This window comes from Lysobacter sp. P5_B9, assembly GCF_054049835.1.
In genome coordinates, this window is record NZ_JBFULP010000005.1 from 89916 (window position 1) to 110421 (window position 20506).

General features: G+C 66.3%; 20 protein-coding genes, 1 tRNA gene and 1 pseudogene. 7 read left to right on the forward strand and 15 right to left on the reverse strand.

What is annotated here, in order from left to right:
• The first annotated feature begins 331 nt into the window (after nt 1–331).
• Nucleotides 332–943, forward strand: a complete 612-nt coding sequence (locus ACXJJ9_RS11340) for a carbonic anhydrase (RefSeq protein WP_457097284.1) — start codon at nt 332–334, stop codon at nt 941–943.
• A 136-nt stretch (nt 944–1079) separates the two neighbouring features.
• Here ACXJJ9_RS11340 and ACXJJ9_RS11345 read toward each other — a convergent pair.
• Nucleotides 1080–1164, reverse strand: a tRNA-Leu gene (locus tag ACXJJ9_RS11345).
• A gap of 147 nt (nt 1165–1311) precedes the next feature.
• Between ACXJJ9_RS11345 and rnr the strand changes: the two genes are divergently transcribed.
• The 3 genes from rnr (at nt 1312) to sugE (ending at nt 5116) form a co-directional block, all read left to right on the forward strand.
• A complete protein-coding gene (gene rnr, locus ACXJJ9_RS11350) occupies nt 1312–3804 on the forward strand; it encodes a ribonuclease R (RefSeq protein WP_457097285.1) in 2493 nt (830 codons plus the stop codon).
• 96 nt (nt 3805–3900) lie between these two features.
• Nucleotides 3901–4650: a 23S rRNA (guanosine(2251)-2'-O)-methyltransferase RlmB gene (gene rlmB / locus ACXJJ9_RS11355; RefSeq protein WP_457097286.1), complete on the forward strand. Its 750-nt coding sequence runs from the start codon at nt 3901–3903 to the stop codon at nt 4648–4650.
• A 148-nt stretch (nt 4651–4798) separates the two neighbouring features.
• Entirely contained in the window at nt 4799–5116 is a 318-nt protein-coding gene (gene sugE, locus ACXJJ9_RS11360; protein ID WP_457097287.1) for a quaternary ammonium compound efflux SMR transporter SugE, read from the forward strand.
• Between the two features lie 34 nt (nt 5117–5150).
• Here the strand turns inward: sugE and rnt are convergent, their stop codons facing one another.
• The 13 genes from rnt to ACXJJ9_RS11425 all read right to left on the reverse strand — a co-directional run bounded on the left by rnt (nt 5151) and on the right by ACXJJ9_RS11425 (nt 16925).
• On the reverse strand, nt 5151–5831 hold the full coding sequence (rnt, locus tag ACXJJ9_RS11365; RefSeq protein ID WP_457097288.1) for a ribonuclease T: 681 nt from the start codon (nt 5829–5831) through the stop codon (nt 5151–5153).
• A gap of 45 nt (nt 5832–5876) precedes the next feature.
• Entirely contained in the window at nt 5877–6656 is a 780-nt protein-coding gene (locus ACXJJ9_RS11370; protein ID WP_457097289.1) for an HvfC family RiPP maturation protein, read from the reverse strand.
• Nucleotides 6643–7506, reverse strand: coding sequence for an HvfB family MNIO-type RiPP peptide maturase (locus tag ACXJJ9_RS11375; RefSeq protein ID WP_457097290.1), 864 nt, complete (start codon nt 7504–7506; stop codon nt 6643–6645). Before ACXJJ9_RS11375 ends, ACXJJ9_RS11370 begins: the two co-directional genes overlap by 14 nt.
• A 57-nt stretch (nt 7507–7563) precedes the next feature.
• Nucleotides 7564–8064 (reverse strand): HvfA family oxazolone/thioamide-modified RiPP metallophore, encoded by a 501-nt coding sequence (locus tag ACXJJ9_RS11380; protein ID WP_457097291.1) that lies wholly within the window; start codon nt 8062–8064, stop codon nt 7564–7566.
• A gap of 363 nt (nt 8065–8427) precedes the next feature.
• Nucleotides 8428–9132 (reverse strand): phosphate signaling complex protein PhoU, encoded by a 705-nt coding sequence (phoU, locus tag ACXJJ9_RS11385; protein WP_457097494.1) that lies wholly within the window; start codon nt 9130–9132, stop codon nt 8428–8430.
• A gap of 154 nt (nt 9133–9286) precedes the next feature.
• Nucleotides 9287–10096 (reverse strand): phosphate ABC transporter ATP-binding protein PstB, encoded by an 810-nt coding sequence (gene pstB / locus ACXJJ9_RS11390; protein WP_457097495.1) that lies wholly within the window; start codon nt 10094–10096, stop codon nt 9287–9289.
• 73 nt (nt 10097–10169) lie between these two features.
• The gene (pstA, locus tag ACXJJ9_RS11395; protein ID WP_457097292.1) at nt 10170–11033 is read right to left on the reverse strand and encodes a phosphate ABC transporter permease PstA; all 864 of its coding nucleotides are present in this window, start codon (nt 11031–11033) and stop codon (nt 10170–10172) included.
• Nucleotides 11033–12001: a phosphate ABC transporter permease subunit PstC gene (gene pstC / locus ACXJJ9_RS11400; RefSeq protein WP_310053390.1), complete on the reverse strand. Its 969-nt coding sequence runs from the start codon at nt 11999–12001 to the stop codon at nt 11033–11035. The genes pstA and pstC overlap by 1 nt, the downstream gene beginning before the upstream one ends.
• 276 nt (nt 12002–12277) lie before the next feature.
• Nucleotides 12278–13354 carry a phosphate ABC transporter substrate-binding protein PstS gene (gene pstS, locus ACXJJ9_RS11405; RefSeq protein WP_457097293.1) on the reverse strand — a complete coding sequence of 359 codons (1077 nt, stop codon included), beginning with the start codon at nt 13352–13354 and terminating at the stop codon, nt 12278–12280.
• 144 nt (nt 13355–13498) lie between these two features.
• Nucleotides 13499–14797, reverse strand: a complete 1299-nt coding sequence (locus ACXJJ9_RS11410; protein WP_457097294.1) for an OprO/OprP family phosphate-selective porin — start codon at nt 14795–14797, stop codon at nt 13499–13501.
• A gap of 176 nt (nt 14798–14973) precedes the next feature.
• On the reverse strand, nt 14974–15606 hold the full coding sequence (gene nth, locus ACXJJ9_RS11415; RefSeq protein ID WP_457097496.1) for an endonuclease III: 633 nt from the start codon (nt 15604–15606) through the stop codon (nt 14974–14976).
• Nucleotides 15607–15704: 98 nt separating this feature from the next.
• Nucleotides 15705–16091, reverse strand: coding sequence for a hypothetical protein (locus tag ACXJJ9_RS11420; protein ID WP_457097295.1), 387 nt, complete (start codon nt 16089–16091; stop codon nt 15705–15707).
• 27 nt (nt 16092–16118) lie between these two features.
• Nucleotides 16119–16925 (reverse strand): enoyl-CoA hydratase/isomerase family protein, encoded by an 807-nt coding sequence (locus ACXJJ9_RS11425; protein ID WP_457097296.1) that lies wholly within the window; start codon nt 16923–16925, stop codon nt 16119–16121.
• Nucleotides 16926–17126: 201 nt separating this feature from the next.
• On the opposite strand from ACXJJ9_RS11425, the gene ACXJJ9_RS11430 reads away from it, so the two are divergent.
• The 3 genes and pseudogenes from ACXJJ9_RS11430 to ACXJJ9_RS11440 all read left to right on the forward strand — a co-directional run bounded on the left by ACXJJ9_RS11430 (nt 17127) and on the right by ACXJJ9_RS11440 (nt 19648).
• A complete protein-coding gene (locus tag ACXJJ9_RS11430; RefSeq protein ID WP_457097297.1) occupies nt 17127–17810 on the forward strand; it encodes an FKBP-type peptidyl-prolyl cis-trans isomerase N-terminal domain-containing protein in 684 nt (227 codons plus the stop codon).
• A gap of 126 nt (nt 17811–17936) precedes the next feature.
• Nucleotides 17937–18742: pseudogene (locus ACXJJ9_RS11435) on the forward strand (CoA pyrophosphatase).
• Nucleotides 18743–18802: 60 nt separating this feature from the next.
• Nucleotides 18803–19648, forward strand: coding sequence for a sulfurtransferase (locus ACXJJ9_RS11440; protein ID WP_457097298.1), 846 nt, complete (start codon nt 18803–18805; stop codon nt 19646–19648).
• A 39-nt stretch (nt 19649–19687) separates the two neighbouring features.
• Here the strand turns inward: ACXJJ9_RS11440 and ACXJJ9_RS11445 are convergent, their stop codons facing one another.
• Nucleotides 19688–20461, reverse strand: coding sequence for an enoyl-CoA hydratase/isomerase family protein (locus tag ACXJJ9_RS11445; protein ID WP_457097299.1), 774 nt, complete (start codon nt 20459–20461; stop codon nt 19688–19690).
• Nucleotides 20462–20506: the final 45 nt, after the last annotated feature.

Sequence of the window (20506 nt, forward strand, 5' to 3'; positions counted from 1 at the left end):
GGCAGCGCACCGGATCGGATGCGCCGCCCGCGGACGGGATGTGGGCCGACCATAGCTGCGAACGGCGGCGGAGGCGACAACACGTAGCCTGACAGCGCCGGAAAGCCACGGGTATTCGGGGCTTTTTCCGTGCCGATATTGGTACGAACAGTGCTGGCGGGGCGCGCGCCGCGTTGAATTCGGGGCATCGATTTCACGCCGGCTTACCGGAATGGTGCTCGCATTGCACAACTACCCGGCAAGCCGCCGGCCGCTGCAGAGCCAGGAGCGGCATTCGCCGACTCTCGAAACTTCACCAGGCGATCTGGTGGTCGAAGGCTAAGGCGCGACAATGAGCGGAGAGCAGCTGGCGTACACGGCAGACGAGGCCTTGGCTCGCTTGAAGGAGGGCAACGCCCGCTTCGTTGCGGGTCATGCGCGCTTCCCGACCGTGCAGAAGGAAGTTCTGGCGGATCTCGCCAAGGGCCAGCACCCGTTCGCCACCATCCTCGGCTGCAGCGACAGCCGGGTGCCACCGGAACTCGTGTTCGATGCCTCGTTCGGCGAGCTGTTCGTGATCCGGGTTGCGGGCAACGTCCTTGGGCCCGCCGTTGCGGGAACGCTGCAATACGCCGGCGTCCACCTGCACACACCGCTGCTGATCGTCCTCGGGCATGAGGGTTGCGGTGCCGTCGAAGCCGCGATCGCCGAGAAGTTCCATGGGGTCAGGCATCGCAGCCGGATCGCATTGCTGCTTGCGGACATCATTTCAGCGCTCGGGACGCTCGACCCGAAACTGCCTTCCACGGAGCTGCTCAATGCGGGTATCGAGGCAAACGTGCGCTGGACGCTCAGGAGAATCACCGAATCGCCCGAATGGCGGGAGTGGGCGGAAAGCGGAAATACGAAGGCAGTAGGCGCCGTGTACGACCTTGATACCGGGCATGTCCGCTTCCTGACATGAGCGCCGATCAACGCACGGCCAACGCTTCCCCGGCCCAGCGTGTCGGCGCTTCGGGATATGGAAACAAAAAACCCCGCTCGGGGCGGGGTTTTGTGCAGATTTCGGGAGGTCCTGGGGACTTCCTGAAACGATGTAGTGGTGCCCAGGAGAGGACTCGAACCTCCACGGTTTTACCCGCTAGTACCTGAAACTAGTGCGTCTACCAATTCCGCCACCTGGGCTTCGCGTTGCGGCTGGCGCCGTTGCGAGGCCGCGTATGTTGCGGTGCGGCGGCACGCTTGTCAACGACCGGCCGCGTCCTTTTGCGACGCAGTCGTTTCCCTGTTCATCCCGACCGCGTCTTCATGGTGATGTGCGACCATGCCGCGATGAAAAAGAAGACCACGGGTGGTCGCAAATCCACAGGCAAGGGCCCCGGCCCGAAGTCCGGTTCCGGCCGGACAGCCGGTTCCGCGGAATCTGCGAGTAGAGGCGGCGCGAGCAGAGGCGGGAAGCAGGGCGCGGCCCGACCGAAGAGTGCCGCCGCGCGTCCCGGCTGGATGCCCGAACCGCCGCCGCGCGGGTTCGTACCGAAGCCCGCCGCCCGACCGCCGTCCCGCGGCCATGCCGCGACCCGCGGCGAGCGGCCCGAGGCGTCCCATGATCCCCACGCCGAGCGGGAGGCCAGCCGCTACGAGCAGCCCATCGCCAGCCGCGAATTGATCCTGCGCCTGCTCGGCGAGGGTCCGCTGTCGGCCGATGCCCTGGCGCAGCGCCTCGATCTCGCCGCGCCCGACCGCTTCGACGCGCTCAACAAACGCCTCGCCGCCATGTTGCGCGACGGCCAGCTGCTGCTGAACCGACGCGGCGAATTCGCACCTGCCGAACGGCTGGACCTGATCGCCGGCACGGTCATCGCCAATCCCGACGGATTCGGTTTCCTGCGTCCCGACAAGGGCGGCGGCGACGACCTGTTCCTGCCGCCATTCGAGATGCGCAAGGCGATGCATGGCGACCGCGTGCTCGCCAGCGTCACCGGCATGGATCGGCGTGGCCGTCGCGAAGGCGCCATCGTCGAAGTGCTGGAGCGTCGCCTCAATCGCCTGATCGGTCGCTTCGAGCTCGAGTCCGGCATCAGCTACGTCGTGCCGGACGACCGTCGCATCCAGCGCAACGTGCAGATTCCCCCCGACGCGCGTGGCGATGCCAAGCACGGCCAGCTGGTCGTCGCCGAGATCACGCAGGCCGCCGATTCCTGGCGTCCGCCGATCGGCCGCGTGCTCACGGTTCTCGGTGAGCGCCTGACCGCTTCGCTGGCGGTGCAGGCGGCGATCCACGGCCATGACCTGCCGCACGAATTCCCGCAGGAAGTGCTGTCCGAAGCCGCCGCCGTGCCGCTTGCCGTGGACGCGGCGACCGCGGCTGCGCGCGTGGACCTGCGCCAGTTGCCGCTGGTCACCATCGACGGCGAAGACGCCAAGGACTTCGACGACGCGGTGTATTGCGAACCCAACCGCGACGGCTTCCGTCTCGTGGTCGCGATCGCCGACGTCTCGAACTACGTCCGGCCCGGGACACCGCTGGACGACGAGGCGCAGAAGCGCGCGACGTCCGTCTATTTCCCCGGCTTCGTCGTGCCGATGCTGCCGGAGACGCTGTCCAACGGCATCTGCTCGCTGATGCCCAAGGTCGACCGCCTGTGCTTCGTCTGCGACATGCAGGTGAACCGCGACGGCGAAGTCACGCAATCGAAGTTCTACGAAGCAGTGATGCACTCGCATGCACGGCTCACCTACACGCTGGTGTGGAATGCCGTCGGTGATGTCACCGACGAGGCCAGGGAGGATGCGCAGGGGCAGATCGGCTCGCTGATGCCGCATATCGAGCACCTGCACCAGCTGTTCCGCGTCCTCGCCAAGGCGCGCGAACGCCGCGGCGCGATCGAGTTCGAAACCAGCGAAGTACGCTTCGTGCTGGGATCGAAGGGCGAAGTGGTCCAGGCCGGCATGCTGCAGCGGAACGACGCGCACAAGCTGATCGAGGAATGCATGATCGCGGCCAATGTCGAGGCCGCGAAATACCTGCTCTCGCACCACATCCCGGCGCCGTACCGCATCCACGAGCGCCCGCCGGAAGCCAAATACGCCGACCTGCTCGAGTTCCTCAAGGAATTCGCCCTGCGCATGCCGCCGTGGGCCAAGGTGCAGCCGCGCGACTTCACCGCGCTGCTGAAGAAGATCCGCGAGCGGCCCGACGCCGCGCTGCTGGAATCGGTGCTGCTGCGCAGCCAGTCGCTCGCGGTGTACTCGCCCGACAACGTCGGCCACTTCGGCCTGGCGCTGGAGGCCTACGCGCACTTCACTTCGCCGATCCGTCGTTACCCCGACCTGCTGGTGCACCGCGCGATCAAGCATGCGCTCAGCGGCGCGCGGGTCGAGTCGTTCAAGTACCCGCCCAGCGCGATGACCGCGCTGGCGCTGCAATGTTCGGAACGCGAGCGGCGGGCCGATGAAGCCGAGCGCGAAGTCGACGAGCGCTTCCGCGCCGCGTGGATGGAGCAGCACGTGGGCGGACAGTTCTCCGGCGTGATCAGCGGCGTCACCAGCTTCGGCCTGTTCGTCGAGCTGGACGACTCCAAGGTCAACGGCCTCGTCCATGTGACCCAGCTGCCCAGTGACTTCTACCACTTCGACCCGATCCGCAAGACACTGGCCGGCGAGCGCACCGGGCGCGAGTTCCGCCTCGGCGACCGCGTCGACATCATCGTGCTCAAGGCGAGCGTCGAGGAGCGGAAGATCGATTTCCGGCTGGTCGAGGAACGCGGGGTGAAACCACCGCCGCCGCGCGGCAAGCCCGCCAAGCGCGTCAAGCAGAAGTACTAACTACTCCCTCCCCCGCAACGCGGGGGAGGGTTGGGGTGGGGGTGCGTTTCCTCAACCAGCCTTCCCCCGCGAGCGGGGGAAGGGGACAATGCCCGCATGAGCACAAAACAATGGATCGCCGGCATCAACGCGGTGTCGGCCGCCGTCGAGCACGACGCGGAAAACGTACGTGAAATCCTGATCGAGGCAGGCGCGAAGAACCCGCGCATCACCGAGATCGAGGCGCAGGCGCGCCGCAAGGACATCGACGTGCGCCGCGTGGCCACCCAGGCCCTGGACGGCGTCGTCGGCAACCTGCGCCACCAGGGCGTGGTGGCGCGCTATGCCGCGGCCAAGACCTACAGCGAGGGCGACCTGCAAGGCCTCGTCGAAGCCGCCGAGGGCAAGGCGCTGGTGCTGGTACTCGACGGCGTGCAGGACCCGCACAACCTCGGGGCCTGCCTGCGCAGTGCGGCGGCCGCAGGCGCGACCGCGGTGATCTTCCCCAAGGACAAGGCGGTGCAGGTCAATGCGACCGTGCGCAAGACCTCGGCGGGCGCGGCGGACAGCATCCCGGTGATTCCCGCCACCAACCTGTCGCGCACGCTGCGCGACCTGCAGCAGATGGGCGTGTGGATCTACGGGCTGGCCGGCGAAGCCGACGCGTCGTTCTGGTCGGTCGACCTGCGCGGCAACGTCGCGCTGGTGCTGGGCGGCGAATCCGACGGCCTGCGTCGCCTCACCCGTGAGAACTGCGACCAGCTGGTGAAGATCCCGATGCCCGGTGGCGGCGATGTCGAGAGTCTCAATGTCTCTGTCGCCAGTGGCGTCACCCTGTTCGAAGCGGTAAGGCAACGCACGGCCTGAGGGCGGGTGTGCGAAAGGCGTGCTGGCGATTTATTGTTCGCAGCCGCCGCCGCGGCACTGGCTGACCTGACTCGTGTAGTTTGGGGAGGGGCGGACGACCGCCACTCCAGTTCATCCGGGGACGACCCCACTAATCCGGAGAACATTCATGCCCTGGATCATCCTCGTCCTTGCCGGCCTGTTCGAAGTGGGCTGGGCCATCGGCCTGAAGTACACCGAAGGCTTCACGCGCCTGTGGCCGACCGTGGGCACGATCGCGGCCATGGCCGTCAGCCTTGGCCTGCTGGGCGTCGCGATGAAATCGCTGCCGGTGGGCACGGCCTACGCGGTGTGGGTAGGCGTTGGCGCGGTGGGGACGGTCATCCTCGGCATCGTGCTGTTCGACGAACCCTCCAATGCACTGCGGCTTGCCAGCGTGGCGCTGATCGTTGCCGGCCTGGTCGGGCTCAAGCTCGCGACGCCGTAGCGCGCGCCTGGCTTGACCGCGAGACGCAGCGCGTCTACACGGTGTGCGGGTCGATCTCGGTCGGCGCGGGAAGCGGCTCGGCGTCGACCGGTGCCGTAAGCATCGGCCATCCGTTGACAATGCGGCAGAACAGCTGCGCCGTGCGCTCGGTGTCGTAGACGGCCGAATGCGCATCTTCGCTGCGCCACTCCAGCCCGGCCGCCTGCACCGCGCGCGACAGCACGGTCTGGCCGTAGGCCACGCCCGCGAGCGTCACCGTGTCGAACACGCTGAAGGGATGGAACGGACTGCGCTTGTGGCCAACGCGCGCGATCGCGGCGTTGAGGAAGTTGAGGTCGAAGTGCGCGTTGTGTCCTACCAGGATCGCGCGGGTACAACCGTGTTTGCGCATGGCCTCGCGTACCGGCGCGAAGACCAGGTCGAGCGCGGCGCGCTCGGACTTCGCGTCGCGGAAGGGGTGGTCGAGGATGATGCCGGTCACTTCGAGCGACTTGGGATCGATCTGGGTTCCCGTCGCCGGGATGACATGGCTGCTGGTGAGTTCGCCAACGAACAGCTGGCCGCTGTCGTCGATATCGATCGGCGCCACCGCTATTTCCAGCAGGGCGTGGCGGTTCCAGTCGAAACCGCCGGTCTCCACGTCCACGACCACCGGGAGGAAGCCGCGAAAACGCGTGGCGAGCGGGGAAACGGGCTTCTTCGCGGCATCTGACATCCGCGCAGTGTAGCCGGGCCAGTCGCCGGATGACGGGACGAGAGGCTACGGCGATCGAGTACCGAGCACCGCGCCGCTGTCGCGGAGCTGGAGCAGCAAGTGCGCTCCTTCGGCCACGAAGCCGTCGACGTCCGTCGCAGCGGCCTCGCCGGCGAGCGCGGTCAACTGCGCGCGGCCGTCCAGCGAGGGTTCCTCGCCCAGGCGCTGGACCAGGCGGAACGCGAGCGGGCTGAGTTCGGCAAACCGCACGTCGCCATCGGCCTCGCGCCGCAACAGCAGCAGCGTGGGTGCGTCCGGCGGCACGGCGGGCTGGAACTGCGGGCCCAGGCGATGCACGGGCCAGCGGTAGGCCAAAGGCCAGGCGAGTGGCGACAGCAGGGGTGCTCCGGCGAGCAGGTCGCCCGTGGGGTCGTGCGCGATGTCGTCGATGCGCGCCTCGGAAATCTGCAGCGCGAGTTCGACCCATTCGTAGTGCGCGAGCTCGCCGAGGAAGGGAGGATCGAGTTCCGGCAGCGATTCGAGATAGCGCATGAACTCCCGCGCGATCTCCGGAAACAGCGGCGTCTGGCTGCGATGGTCGCGATAGAAGTCGCGCACCAGCGCCTTCCAGCGGGCCTCCGCCAGCAGCGTGCGGATCACCGGGAAGTTGCCGCCCAGCAGGCTCTCGATGTTGTTGAACAGCAGCTCGCGATAGATGCCGATGCGGCGATCCTCGAGCCCTTCCGGCGCAGGTACATGCTGCGGATCGCGCAGGTGGCGCGTGAGTTCCAGTTGCTGCTCGCGCAGGCGCGCGGGCGCCATCGCCCGGGTCTCAGGCGCGGACATGGGGTGCCTGTGCGGAACCTGCCGCTGCGGAGCCCCTCAAGCGCATGACGGAGCGAATAGTGTCGAGCTCGGCCACCAGTTCGGCATAGGGCGGGATGTTGAAGTCGCGTTCGAGCAGTGTCGGGCGCAGGCCGAATTGCGCGTACGCCGCCCCGAGCAATTGCCACACGGCGTCCTTCACGGGGGCGCCGTGCGTATCGACCTTCAGGTCTTCGGCTTCGTCGTAATGACCGGCAACGTGGATGTAGGCGATGCGTTCGCCCGGTAGCCGCGACAGGAATTCATGGGCGTCGTAGCGGTGGTTGATCGCGTTGACATGGATGTTGTTGACGTCGAGCAGCAGGTCGCAGTCGGCCTCGGCGAGCACTGCATTGATGAAGTCGATCTCGCGCATCGCCTGATGGGGCGCAGCGTAGTAGGAGACGTTCTCCACCGCGATGCGTCGACCCAGGATGTCCTGCGCCTGCCGGATACGGGCGGCCACGAAGTGCACGGCCTCCTCGGTAAAGGGGATCGGCAGCAGGTCGTAGAGCTGGCCGTCGTCGGCGCAGTAGCTCAGGTGCTCGCTGTACAGCGCCACGTCGTGGCGCTCGAGGAAGCGGCGCACGCGACCGAGGAAGGTTTCATCCAGCGGGGCGAAGCCGCCCAGCGACAGCGACAGTCCGTGGCAGACGAGCGGGTGTTTCGCAGCCAGCTTTTCCAGCGCGTCGCCGAATTTGCCGCCGACACCGATCCAGTTCTCTGGTGCGCATTCGAGGAAATCGAAATCGCCGGCGGGCGCCGACTGCAGCTCGTCGAGCAGAGCGCGGCGCAGGCCCAGGCCGGTGCTTTGTGGGGCGAGGGGATGCATGTCGGGAAGCAGGTAGTGGATGGGGACCCGACGGTCCCCATCCATCGTGCCGTCAGGTCAGGCCGAACCGCCGCACTTGCCCTCGCCGCACTTGCCTTCCATCTTGGCCTTCTCGCCAGCGGGCTTGTCGGCGGCAGGCTTGTCGGTCGCCTTCTTGTCGGCGCCACACTTGGCCTCGCCAGCTTCTTTGTGGGCCTTCATTTCCTCGGCGGTGATGAAGCCATCCTTGTTGGTGTCGTGCATCGCGAACATGGCCGTGTCGCCGTTGTGGTTGGCGCCGAACTCGGCGGAAGAGACCTTGCCGTCCTTGTTCGTGTCCATGACATCAACGCCGCACTTGCCCTCTCCACACTTGCCTTCGGCACTCTGCTTGTCGGCGCCGCAGTTGGCTTCAGCCTGCTTGTCGCCGGCCTTGGCGGCGCCGGCGGTGCTGGCACCCACCATGTAACCGCTGCCGAGATCGGTCATGGCGAAGGCGGATGCCGACAGTGCGAGGCCACCGACGAGGGCAGCGCCGACGGCGAGGGCGAGCGGCTTGTTGATCTGCTTGCTGGACATGGTGTGCTCCTGGTTTCAGGGGATCGGGCAAAGCCCGCGGGTAATGGCCGGCCGAGTATGTACGGAACGGCAGTGGAAAAGGATGCAGGTTGCTCAGGAAGACAGGTATTGGCGGGCGACTATCCGCGCGCGATGCGGCCGCGATTTCACGGTGTCCTCGACCAGTAGTTCCATGTCCGGTCATCCCGCGCGGGTTGGGAGAATGCGCGCGACCGATGGCGCGTGCATATCCCAAGAGTGGGGGGAGGCCGGATCAGGTGTGGTCGTGAAGCCGGCCTTCACGCCAATATTCAGCCATGGTTTAGCCCGGCGGCTGCGTGATCGGAACCCCGCCAAGAAAGGTCAGGGCCCGTGTCGGGCGGGTCAGGTGCCCGTCGAGATCGATTCGTCGCGCTTCTCGCGCGGAGGCAGCGATTCCTCGCCCTTGACCAGGAACCAGACGTTCTCGGCGATGTTGGTGGCGTGGTCGCCGACGCGCTCCATGTTCTTGGCCATGAACAGCAGGTGCGTGCAGCCAGTGATGCTGCGCGCGTCTTCCATCATGTAGGTCAGCAGCTCGCGGAACAGGCCCGTATAGGCGATGTCGATCTCGGCATCGCGGGCGCGCACGCGCTGGGCCTGTTCGATGTCGCTGTCGCGATAGGCGGCCAAGGCATCGCGCACCTGTTGCACGGCCAGCATGCCCAGGGCGTGCAGGCCGGCGATGTGCGGCAGCGGCGGGGCCAGGTTCAACGCGCGCGAGCGCTTGGCGACGTTGGCCGCGAGATCGCCGATGCGCTCGATGTCAGCCGCTATCCGGATCGCAGCAAGGATCTGGCGCAGGTCGCGCGCCATCGGGCCGCGCAGCGCCAGCTTCATCACGTCGTGGCTGACCTCGTGCTCGATGGCGTCGATGGCCTCGTCGTTGGCGATGATGCGTTCGGCCGCCCTGTCGTCGCGGCGCTGGACCACGTCGAGTGCGGCTTCCAGCTGCGCGGCGGCCATTTCGCCCATGCGCAGGGTTTCCTTGAGCAGGCGCTGCTGTTCGTCGTCGTAGCTCTTCACGATGTGGTCGTGCATGTTGTTCATACCTGTTGTCTTGTTTCGGTTGCTCTGCGCGAAGTCGTTGCTGCCGTCCATGGCGGGACTATGTCGCCTTCGGATGGTCCGGCCCGGCCATCCATGGCCGGGCGTTCGGGAGCGCAGCAGATGCCGATAGGGCATCTGCTGCGCTCCCTCACCCTCACCCAAACCGGCCGGTGATGTAGTCCTCGGTCTGCTGCTTGGTCGGCTGCGAGAAGATGGTCTCGGTCGCGCCGTGTTCGACCAGGTCGCCCAGGTACATGAAGGCGGTGAAATCGGAGACGCGCGCGGCCTGCTGCATGTTGTGGGTCACGATCGCGATCGTGTAGTCCTTCTTCAGTTCCTCGATCAGCTGCTCGATGCGGCTGGTCGAAATCGGATCGAGCGCCGAAGTCGGCTCGTCGAGCAGCAGCACGTCCGGCTTCAATGCGACGGCGCGGGCGATGCACAGGCGCTGCTGCTGGCCGCCGGAAAGGCCCAGGGCGCTCTGGCCCAGCTTGTCCTTCACTTCGTCCCACAGGGCGCCCTGGCGCAGCGCGCTTTCGACGCGGTCGTTCATTTCCGACCTGGAGAGTTTCTCGTGGTGGCGGATGCCGTACGCCACGTTCTCGAAGATGGTCATCGGGAACGGCACGGGCTTCTGGAACACCATGCCGACCTTGCTGCGCAGGCGATTCATCGGGTACTTGAGGTCGAGGATGTTCTCGCCATCCAGCAGTACCTGGCCCTTGGCTTCCAGCTTCGGGTACAGCGCGTAGATGCGGTTGAACACGCGCAGCAGCGTCGACTTGCCGCAGCCGGAGGGGCCGATCAGCGCGGTCACGCGCTTTTCCGGAATCTCCAGGTTGATGCTCTTCAGCGCATGGAACTTGTCGTAGTAGAAGTCCAGGCCGCGCGCGGCGAGCTTGACCGGCGCCGCCGCGACGCTGGCGCGCTCGGGGGTGGCAAGGTTGAGGCGGGCGTCATTCATGGCGGTGGACTGTCGGCTGTGAGATAGGGTGGTGATATCGGGAACGTTGGCGAGCTGCATGGGCATGCGTTCCTCAGTCATGGGAGATCTTGTTGCGCAACAGGAACGTGCGCGCGAACAGGCTGACCAGCAGCACGAATACCGTGAGCACCAGCGCGCCGGCCCAGGCGAGGGCCTCCCAGTTGGCGAAACCACTGCCGGCAAACTTGTACATCACCAGCGGAACCGCGGACATCGCGCCGGTCAGGTCGGTGCTCCAGAACTCGTTGCCGAACGCGGTGAACAGCAGCGGCGCGGTTTCGCCGGAAATCCGGGCCAGCGCCAGCAGGATGCCGGTGACGATGCCGGCTGAGGCACTGCGGTACAGCACCTGCACGGTCACCTTCCACTGCGGCACGCCCAGCGACAGCGCGGCTTCGCGCATCTGCGCCGGCACCAGTCGCAGCATTTCATCGGTCGTGCGCACCACCACCGGCAGCACGATGAAGGCCAGCGCGAGCGAGCCGGCCAGTGCGGAGAACTGGCCCCCGGTCTGCATCACGAACACGGCGTAGACGAACAGGCCAAGCACGATCGACGGCGCCGACAGCAGGATGTCGTTGACGAAACGCACCGTGGTGCCGAGCTTGCTGTTGTTGCCGTATTCGGCGAGCCATGTACCCGCGGCAATGCCCAGCGGCGCGCCGATCAGAATGCCGAGCCCGCACATCACCGCGCTGCCGAAGAAGGCGTTCTTGAGCCCGCCTTCTTCCAGCGGCGGGGGCTGGTCCTGGGTGAACAGTGCCCAGTTGACGCCGCCGATGCCCTTGGAAACCAGCGTCCACAGGATCCAGCCGAGGAAGCACAGGCCGAACAGGGCCGCCACCGTGGCCAGGCCGATGGCAATGCCATTGGTGATGCGACGGCGCAGGTAGAGCGAATGTGCGGCGGCGGTCATCAGTTGCCCTCCTTGCGGGCCAGCTGCGCAAGCATCAGGCGAGCGATGGCGAGCACGACGAAGGTGACGATGAACAGCACGAAGCCGAGCAGCAGCAGCGCGGAGCGGTAGGTTTCGGTCGCTTCACCGAAGTCGTTGGCGATCAGCGCCGCGATCGTGGTGCTGGGTTCCAGCAGCGACTTGGTGAAACCGACGCTGTTGCCGATCACGAACGCCACCGCCATGGTTTCGCCCAGCGCGCGGCCGAGGCCGAGGAATACGCCACCGATCACTGCCGAGCGCGTGTAGGGCAGGACGATGTCCCAGCTCACTTCCCACTTGGTGGATCCCAAGGCATACGCCGATTCCTTCAGGCGTGTCGGCACGGTGAGGAACACTTCGCGCATCACCGAGGAGATGAACGGAATCACCATGATCGACAGCACGATGCCCGACGTGAGGATGCCGGCGCCGATCGGCGGCCCCTGGAACAGCGGGCCCACCACCGGCCAGGTGCCGACATGGTCGTTGAGCCAGGGCACGATGGATTCGCGCATCACCGGCATCAGGATGAAGAAGCCCCACATGCCGTAGATGATCGAGGGCACGCCGGCGAGCAGCTCGATCGCCGAGCTCACCGGGCCGCGCAGCCAGCGCGGCGCGACTTCCGTCAGGAAGAAGGCGATGCCGAAGCTCACCGGCACGGCGATGAGCATCGCGATGACCGCGGTGACGACCGTGCCGTAGATCGGCACGAGCGCGCCGTACTTGTCCTCGACCGGATTCCAGTCGGAAGAGAAGAAGAAGCTGATGCCCTGGACTTGCAGCGCGGCACGGCCGCCCCAGAGCATCGACAGCGCGGCTCCGGCCAGCGCGATCAGCACGAACAGCGCGGTGCCGGTCAGCACCCAGCGGAACAGCTTGTCGTTGCGCGCGTCGGCGACGTCGCGGCTGCTGGTGGTCGTGAGGGGCAGGGCGGTGGTGTTCATCGGATCCGCGTTTGGCAATGGGCGCAGGGGGCCGATTGGCACCGCGCGGCTGCTGGCAGGGTTTTCATGGCGCGATTCAGGCGGGGCGGCCGGGAGGGCCAGCGGGTGCCGCCATGAAATGATGTTTTTGTTACAGGGGCATGACATCGCGGCCATAGCGCCCGGCGGCCGACTTCGTCCAGCGCGCCGCCGCAAGGGTTGAGCTCTTTTTGGGGTGTCAAGAAAAAGGCGGGCCCGGAAGGGCCCGCCTCTTCGTATCCACATTCAGCTGGGAACTCAGAACTTCAGGTTCTGGGCCCAGTAGGCCTCGATCTGCTTGACCAGCGCGTCCGGCAGCGGCACGTAGTCCAGCGCTTTGGCCTGGGTGTCGCCGTTGGCATAGGCCCAGGTGAAGAAGTCCTTGGCGTTCTTGGCGCCGGTGGCGTTTTTCGGCTGCTTGTACATCAGGATGAAGTTGGTCGCGGTGATCGGCCAGGACTTCTCGCCCGGGGCATTGGTCATCACCAGGTAGAAATCCTTGGCATTCGCCCAGTCGGCGTTGGCTGCAGCGGCGCCGAAGCTGTCGTCGGAGGGCAGCACGAAGTTGCCGGCGGCGTTCTTCATGCGCGAGTAGGCCATCTTGTTCTGCAGCGCGTAGGACAGTTCGACGTAGCCGATGCCACCCTTGATCTGCTTCACGTAGGCGGCGACGCCCTCGTTGCCCTTGCCGCCGATGCCGGTCGGCCACTTCACCGCCGTGCCTTCACCGACCTTGGTCTGCCACTCCGGGCTGACCTTGGACAGGAAGTTGACGAAGTTGAAAGTCGTACCCGAACCGTCCGAGCGATGCACGACGGTGATCTTGGTGTCGGGCAGCTGCACGCCGCTGTTGAGCGCGACGATCGCCGGATCGTTCCACTTGGCGACCTTGCCGAGGAAGATGTCCGCGAGCGTCGGGCCGTCGAGCTTCAGCGCACCCGAGGCCACGCCCGGGACGTTGATCACCGGCACCACGCCGCCGATGACGGACGGGAACTGGGCCAGGCCGAACTTGGCCAGCTCTTCCGGCTTGAGCGGGGCATCGGAGGAACCGAAATCCACCGTCGCGGCCTTGATCTGGGCGATACCGCCACCCGAGCCGATCGACTGGTAGTTGACCTTCTTGCCGGTGGTCTTGGCGTACTCGGCCGACCACTTCGACATGATCGGGTAGACGAACGAAGCGCCGGCGCCGGTGACGTCGGCGGCGAACGCATTGGCTGCTGCAAACGTAGTGGCAACCGCCAGCGCGGCGACACGGAACTTGAGGGACTTGAACACGGATAGGCTCCTGGAGAGAAACGACGGGCATGGCCCGTTCCGCGTGCATTCCATAACGGTTCGATGACAGCAGCAGGTCACAAATATTTCAGTTGGATGACATCGCGGGCTTTGCCTGCCTGTCGTTCAGCCACGCGCAGGCAAAAAAAGGGGCGCGGTTTTCACCGCGCCCCTGAAGAGGGAGAGGAGTCTTCAGGCTTACCAGTAGAACTGGACGCGGCCTTCGATGATGTTCGGGTTGTCGTCGACTTCGCCGCGGGCCGCGGTCGACCACTTGGTGGTGTCGACCATGACGTAGTTCAGGGCGAACTTGAAATTGGAGCGCCAGTACCAGTTCACGCCTGCGGTCCAGATGTTCTGCTTGCCGCCCAGCACGCCGGCGACCGCACCCGTGGTGGGATTGCCGCTGCCATCGTTGAGGTCGAGGGTGTCGTAGCGCAGGCCCAGCTGCCACATGCCGGCACCCGGATCTTCCGGCAGGTTGGTGACCGGAACGCCGGCCTTGTAGCCCCAGGTTTCGCCGGTGACGTTCCAGACGCCGCTGATGTAGCCGCCGTCGGACTTGTAGTCGCTGTGGCCGGTGCCATAGCGCTTGAGGTTGGCCTGGTAGTACTCACCCTGCACCTTGAACGGGCCATGCACCCAGAGGCCTTCCGCGCTGCCGATGCCGATGCGGTCGGTGTCCCTGATGTCGCCGCTGTCGACGAGGCGCTGGGTGGCCAGGTCGGCATCCGGACGCGAGCGCAGGCGGAAGGTGTCGGCGTCGGTGTCGTAGTCAACGTAAGCCAGGCCGACGTGCAGGATGTTGCCGGTTTCGTTGATCGGCGCCCAGGTGCCGCGCAGGCCGAAGCCCTGGCCCTGTCCGAGGTTGCGGGTCAGCTCGCGGCCGAAATAGGCGCCAGTGACGCTCCAGTTGACGTCGCCGTAGCTGTAGGCGACGCCGGTACGGCGCGCCACGGCGTAGGTGTTGGTCACCGCGGCCTTGGAGATGAAGTCGTTGAAGCGGGTGCTCGACAATTCTTCCAAGCTGTTGGGCTGCTTGTACTGGCCCACCTGCACGTAATGGTTGGCATTGCCGCCGATCTTGTACTTGGCGTTGACGTCGAGCCACTTGCCGCCGGAGTTCACGGTCGAAGTGACGTTGGTGGCACCGTTATTGGATTCGTTGACCACCGCGACCGACTTCTGCGCGCTAGGATCGTAGCCGAGGGTCCACTCGAAATTGCCCGGGCCCTTGCCCTTGAGGATGATTTCCGCGCGGCGGATGGCGAATTCGCTGTCGCCGCCGTTGGCGCCGGCGCTGGCCGCCGTGCCGCCGGTGCCTGCCGAGTTGAGATCGACGATGTCGTTGTCGTACCAGTTGCCTTCGGCCTGGACCAGGCCTTCGAACGAGATTTCCGAGCCGCCGATGACGTCGAGCGCGATTTCGGCATGGGCAGCGGGCGCGAATAGTGCGGCCAGCAGGGCAACGGAAAGGGTACTGCGGGACAGTTTCATGGGATTAGCCCTTAGGGCGGGTTGGAGAGGACCCGCGCAGGCTAAGTAGTAAAGATTGCGTAAATGTGACAGCGCTGACTTATTTCGCAGCGATGACTGTCCGATGACGATGGCCAGCACTACGGTGCGCGCTGCAATGCGGACGCAGCTCGTGTTGCAGCTTCATGTATGTCTGCTCAGCGAATTGCGGGAACCGGTTCACCCGGTGTCTTGTCCGGAAACCGGCACAGATCGCGGATCGCACAATGCGGGCAATCCGGCTTGCGCGCCTTGCATACGTAACGGCCGTGCAGGATCAGCCAGTGATGCGCGTCCTGCAGGTAATGCACGGGTATGACTTTCTCGAGCCCTGCTTCCACCGCGCGCACGTCCTTGCCCGGCGCCAGGCCGGTGCGGTTGGCGACGCGGAAGATATGGGTGTCGACGGCGATGGTGGGTTCGCCGAAGGCCGTGTTGAGCACGACATTCGCCGTCTTGCGGCCCACGCCGGGTAGCGCCTCCAGGGCCGAGCGATCGCGCGGCACTTCGCCTGCGTGCCGTTCGAGCAGCTGATGCGCCATCGCCACGACATTGGCGGCCTTGGTGTTGAACAGGCCGATGGTGGCGATGTATGGCTTCAGGCCCTCCACGCCGAGCGCGGCCATCTGCCTGGGCGTGTTGGCGATCGGGAACAGTTTGCGCGTCGCCTTGTTCACGCCGACATCGGTCGCCTGCGCCGAGAGGGTGACGGCCACGAGCAGTTCGTAGGGAGTGGAGTATTCGAGTTCGGTGGTCGGCGTGGGGTTCAACTCGGCCAGCCGAGAGAACATCTCTTCGATCTCCGCAGGCGACAGGCGCTGCGGATTGCGCGCGGCCTTCCTTGCTTTGGTGGTCGAGGCCTTCTTTGTTTGTTTCTTCACTGCGGGACTCATGGTTTGCGGCGCTCCGCCGCACGCGCCCTGGCACGTGCGAGAGCGGCCGCGGCCGCGGAGGGCAGGCTGGAGACTGCTTCCGCGGTATTCGTCGCTGCTGGTGCAGGCGTCGCACGTGCCGCCACACGCTCCTGCGCGCGGCGTTGCAGGCGTGCCTGGCGTGCGCGATAGCGCTCGCGCGCGCCGAGCGCTGCCAGTCGTTCATCGCGCGCGGCCATTACGCGGGCGCTGCAGGCAGCGTCACAGTGTTCGCAGGGCGCGACCTCCAGCAGGCCGAGTTCGATGGCGCGATCGAGATCGTCTTCCGCCACCGCAGCGGCGATCGCATGCGCGACCACGCTGCGGCGCTCGTTGCAGCCGCAGATGGGACAGGGCGAAGTCATGGGAGGCGGCAGCTCAGGCGATCCGGATCATTCGCCCTTGAACGCGGGCTTGCGGCGTTCAAGGAAAGCCGCGGTGCCTTCGCGCATGTCCTGCGTGGCGAACATGAGGCCGAACTGCGCGGACTCGTATTCGAGACCTTCCTCGATGCCGCACTCGCCGCCGATGTTGATGCAGTCGATCATGCCGCGCAGGGCAAGCGGCGCCGCGTTGGCCAGCTGCTCGGCCAGCTTCATGGTCTCGGCTTCGAGATCCGCAGCCGCCACCACGCGATTCACGATCCCCAGCTGCCACGCCCGAGCCGCATCGATCGGCGCGCCGGTGAGGCAGAGTTCCAGCGTGGCCGCCCGTCCGGCCAGGCGCAGCAGGCGCTGGGTGCCGCCGAAGCCGGGAATCAGGCCGAGGTTGATCTCCGGCTGGCCGACCTTCGCGGTGTCCGCTGCGATTCGCAGGTGGCAGCACATCGCCAGTTCCAGGCCGCCGCCGAGGGCGAAGCCGTTGACCATGGCGATCACCGGCTTGGGCGTGCGTTCGACCCTTCGCATCATGCGGGTGCCGCGCAGGGAGAAGTCACGGCCCTGCACCGGCGTGAGCAGGTTCATCTCGGCGATATCGGCGCCGGCGACGAAGGCCTTCGGCCCCGCGCCGGTCAGGACCACCACGCGCACGGCCGGGTCGCCCGCAGCGGCGTCGAAGGCGACATGGAGGGCATCCAGGGTGGCTCCGTTGAGCGCGTTCAGCTTGTCCGGCCGGTTGACCGTGATGACGCGGATGGCGCCATGGTCGGCGGTGCTGACGGGGGGCGCGGGGGCGGTTGAATGGGTGTTTTGCGACATGTCGGCCTGGGAATTTTGTGCCGGCGCGGAACTCCGGGCCGGCAGGGAGGTCAGTGGATGGTGTCAGTGGCGGTTAAGCCCTGTCGCCGTTATCCTAGCGCGCTCTTCCGGTCAACCAGCCTGGTTATCGGTGCGGCGGCAGAGCGCATCAGTTGCCGGGCGGCACATGCCGCCTTCTTTTCATAATTGAGGTTTCATCGAATGAAGTTGCGTCTGATCGCTGCCGCCGTAGCGGCCCTGCTCCTCGCCGGCAATGCTGTCGCGCAGGATACTTCTACCGAAAAGGGCAAGCTGAGCTACGCGCTGGGCTATGACCTGGGCCGCAATGCCGTCGAGAGCGGCGAGCAGGTCGACGTCAACGCCATCATCAAGGGCCTGCAGGACGGCGTCGCCAAGAAGCAGCCGTCGGTTCCGGTCGACCAGCTCCGCACCGCCGTGCAGAACATGCAGAAGCGCCAGGCGGAGAAGGCCAAGGCCGAGTGGGACAAGGCCGCCGCCACCAACAAGGCCAAGAGCGACAGCTTCGTCGCCGCGAACAAGTCCAAGGCCGGCGTGAAGAGCCTGCCGAGTGGCGTGCAATACCGCGTCATGGAAACCGGTACCGGCGCCAAGCCGACCATGGCCAGCACCGTGCAGCTCGAAGTCGCGGGTCCGTATCCGTTCGGCGAACGCCCGAATCCGGCGCGTCCGGCCGGCCAGGTCCCCGGCATCAAGCTCAGCGAGATCGAAGTGGCCGCGATGCGTGAAGTGCTGCAGCAGATGCCGGCTGGCTCGAAGTGGGAAGTCACGCTGCCCGCCGACAAGTACATGGGCGCAGACCCGAACACCCGCTTCCCGCCGAACGTCGCGGTGCAGTTCGAAATCAAGCTGGTCAGCGTCAAGTGATCATTGCGTCGTGGTGCGCATGGCGCCCACGACTGGTCCCGATGTGGACACACTGATGTGAACGCATTGCGCCGGCTCATGCCGGCGCAATGCTTTTGGGGCCCACGAAACCGTAAAATCGCAGCAATGACGACCAACTTTCGCGCCGTGCTAAGTCCCTGCGTCGGCGTCTGTTTCCTGGGCGACGATGGTCTGTGCACCGGCTGCCACCGCACCGGCATGGAAATCGCCCGTTGGACACAGATGAACGACGACGAGCGCCTGCACCTGATGGAAGCCGTATTGCCCCAGCGCGAGTCGCAACGCGGGTGAGCGAAGGCATGTTTCCGATCGACCGCATCGCCGCAGCCCTGCATCCGCTGACGGACGCGCCGGCGGGCGAGGGTTGGAACCATGCGGAAATCATCGACCTGCTGCCGGAAGGGCGTGCCTTGGTCGAGGCGGCCGTGCTGGTCGGCCTGATCCGGCGCGAGGAAGGCATGCAGGTGCTGCTCACGCGTCGCACGGATGCCTTGCGCAACCACGCGGGGCAGGTAAGTTTCCCCGGAGGGCGCCTGGAGGCGGACGATGCGGACGCCGTGGCGGCGGCGACGCGCGAAACCTTCGAGGAAGTTGGCATCCCGGCCTCGCTGATCACGCCGCTGGGCTACCTCGACGCCTTCACCACCATTACCGGCTTCCGCGTGCTGCCCGTGGTGGCAACCATCGCCAACGACTACGTCGCCCGGCCCGATGCGAACGAAGTGGCGGAGGTATTCGAAGTGCCACTCGCGTTCCTTCTCGATCCGGCCAACCTGGCCAGCCTGTCGCTGGAGCATCGCGGCCGTGCGCGCCAGGTGTGGGAGTTCAGCTATCCGGGCCAACGCATCTGGGGCGTGACCGCCGCGATCGTGGTAAACCTGCGCGAGCGCCTGGCCGCTGCCGTCCAGTGAGCGCGTAGAGGCAGGTTACGGGACGCCTAAAATCCCGGCATCCACTGAGGAGGATTCTAGATGGGCTGGAACACGCTGGTGCCCGCGGAGACCCTGGCAATTGCCTTGGAGCGTCCCGACCTGGTCATCGTCGATTGCCGCTTTTCTTCATCCAGTCCCGGGGCCGGCGAGTTCGCTTACGAGCATTCGCACCTCCCCGGCGCGGTGTATGCGCACCTGGAGCGTGATCTGTCAGACATGGCGCGCCGGGGGCAGGGCAATGGCCGCCACCCTTGGCCCGACGCCGCCACGTTCACCGCGAAGCTGGGGCGGTGGGGCATCCTGCCGCACCACCAGGTCGTCGCCTACGACGATGCCGATGGCGCGATGGCTGCGCGTTTCTGGTTCCTGATGCGGGCACTCGGGCACGAGAAGGTCGCCGTCCTCGATGGCGGGTTCAAGCGCTGGGAAGGCATGCGCCTGCCGCTCAATTCGGACCTCGTCCGGCGTCGGCCCACGACTTATACGGCCCAGTTCGACGGGGCGCGGCTGCTCGATGCGTCCCAGGTGCAGGCGCGGCTCGCGGAGGGCGGGCTGCTGGTGGATGCGCGGCCCGCGGATCGCTTCCGCGGCGAAAACGACTTCATGGACCGCGTGCACGGCCATGTGCCGGGAGCAGTCAGTCGTCCGTATGCGGAGAACCTGCATGAAGGCCGCTTCAAGACCCCGGTGCAGCTGGCTGCCGAGTTCCGGGCCGCGCTGGACGGACGCTCGCCGCAGCAGGCCATCATGATGTGTGGATCCGGGGTCACTGCATGCCATCACCTGCTGGCGATGGAGCGTGCGGGGTTGGGTGGCGCGAAGCTTTACACCGGCTCGTGGAGCGGCTGGATCGAGGATCCGTCGCGACCGGTGGCGCAGGGGTGATGCAGCGGTGCCGGGCATGCAGCCCGGCATTCGCCGCCGCTACTTTCCAAGCCGCGCGACGAGCGCCTTCAATCCCGCCTGGGTGTCCGGTTCCGACCATGCATCGATGAAGCGCGCGAGCTGGATGCTCTCGGCCGACATTGCCGCGACGAGATCGGCGCGGGAGATGGCACGTGTCGTGAGCACCGGTTGGCGCGGGAGCTTGAGCAGTGACTGCAACCAGGCGACGGAGCGTGCGACCACCTGCTCGCCGTCGGCGAGTTCGTCCACGAGGCCGAGGGCCAGCGCGCGTTCGGCGTCCACCAGTTCGCCGGTAGCAAGCAATACGCCGGCGCGATGCTTGCCGACGGTGCGTGCCATCAGCTGCTGGATGCCGCCGGGTGCGACCAGGCCCACCTGGGTCTCATTGAGGCCAATGCGGAACGGGCGCGCCGGATCATCGGACTTCGCCATCACGCGGTAGTCGCAGCACAGCGCGAGCACACAGCCGCCGGCAGGCGCATGGCCCGTGAGCGCAGCCACCACGGGCACGGGCGAATTCGCCACTGCGCGCGCGGCGTCGAAGAACGCACCCCAGTCCGTCATCAAGGCAGTGCGGTTGTCGCCCAACGACACAAGGTGTGGCACGTCGAGCCCGGCGGAGAACACCTTCGGGTTACCGGAGAGGACCAGTCCCTGTGCCCCCTGCGCAACGGACTCGGAGACCGCACGCTGCAAAGCGCGGCACAGGTCGGGGTCGAGCGCGTTCACGGGCGGACGGGCGAGGCGGATCTCGACGATGTCGCCGTCGTGGCGGATGGTTTCGATGGCCATGCGTGAAGTCATCCTGCAAACAGCCGCTATCATAGGCGCATGCAT

Coding starts and splice junctions, on each gene's coding strand:
- sugE (WP_457097287.1), top strand. CDS start 4,799: ATGCCCTGGATCATCCTCGTCCTTGCCGGCCTGTTCGAAGTGGGCTGG.
- ACXJJ9_RS11425 (WP_457097296.1), bottom strand. CDS start 16,925: ATGTCGCAAAACACCCATTCAACCGCCCCCGCGCCCCCCGTCAGCACC.
- ACXJJ9_RS11340 (WP_457097284.1), top strand. CDS start 332: ATGAGCGGAGAGCAGCTGGCGTACACGGCAGACGAGGCCTTGGCTCGC.
- rnr (WP_457097285.1), top strand. CDS start 1,312: ATGAAAAAGAAGACCACGGGTGGTCGCAAATCCACAGGCAAGGGCCCC.
- pstC (WP_310053390.1), bottom strand. CDS start 12,001: ATGAACACCACCGCCCTGCCCCTCACGACCACCAGCAGCCGCGACGTC.
- rlmB (WP_457097286.1), top strand. CDS start 3,901: ATGAGCACAAAACAATGGATCGCCGGCATCAACGCGGTGTCGGCCGCC.
- pstA (WP_457097292.1), bottom strand. CDS start 11,033: ATGACCGCCGCCGCACATTCGCTCTACCTGCGCCGTCGCATCACCAAT.
- phoU (WP_457097494.1), bottom strand. CDS start 9,132: ATGAACAACATGCACGACCACATCGTGAAGAGCTACGACGACGAACAG.
- rnt (WP_457097288.1), bottom strand. CDS start 5,831: ATGTCAGATGCCGCGAAGAAGCCCGTTTCCCCGCTCGCCACGCGTTTT.
- ACXJJ9_RS11410 (WP_457097294.1), bottom strand. CDS start 14,797: ATGAAACTGTCCCGCAGTACCCTTTCCGTTGCCCTGCTGGCCGCACTA.
- pstB (WP_457097495.1), bottom strand. CDS start 10,096: ATGAATGACGCCCGCCTCAACCTTGCCACCCCCGAGCGCGCCAGCGTC.
- ACXJJ9_RS11430 (WP_457097297.1), top strand. CDS start 17,127: ATGAAGTTGCGTCTGATCGCTGCCGCCGTAGCGGCCCTGCTCCTCGCC.
- ACXJJ9_RS11370 (WP_457097289.1), bottom strand. CDS start 6,656: ATGTCCGCGCCTGAGACCCGGGCGATGGCGCCCGCGCGCCTGCGCGAG.
- ACXJJ9_RS11380 (WP_457097291.1), bottom strand. CDS start 8,064: ATGTCCAGCAAGCAGATCAACAAGCCGCTCGCCCTCGCCGTCGGCGCT.
- nth (WP_457097496.1), bottom strand. CDS start 15,606: ATGTTCTCTCGGCTGGCCGAGTTGAACCCCACGCCGACCACCGAACTC.
- pstS (WP_457097293.1), bottom strand. CDS start 13,354: ATGGAATGCACGCGGAACGGGCCATGCCCGTCGTTTCTCTCCAGGAGC.
- ACXJJ9_RS11420 (WP_457097295.1), bottom strand. CDS start 16,091: ATGACTTCGCCCTGTCCCATCTGCGGCTGCAACGAGCGCCGCAGCGTG.
- ACXJJ9_RS11445 (WP_457097299.1), bottom strand. CDS start 20,461: ATGGCCATCGAAACCATCCGCCACGACGGCGACATCGTCGAGATCCGC.
- ACXJJ9_RS11375 (WP_457097290.1), bottom strand. CDS start 7,506: ATGCATCCCCTCGCCCCACAAAGCACCGGCCTGGGCCTGCGCCGCGCT.
- ACXJJ9_RS11440 (WP_457097298.1), top strand. CDS start 18,803: ATGGGCTGGAACACGCTGGTGCCCGCGGAGACCCTGGCAATTGCCTTG.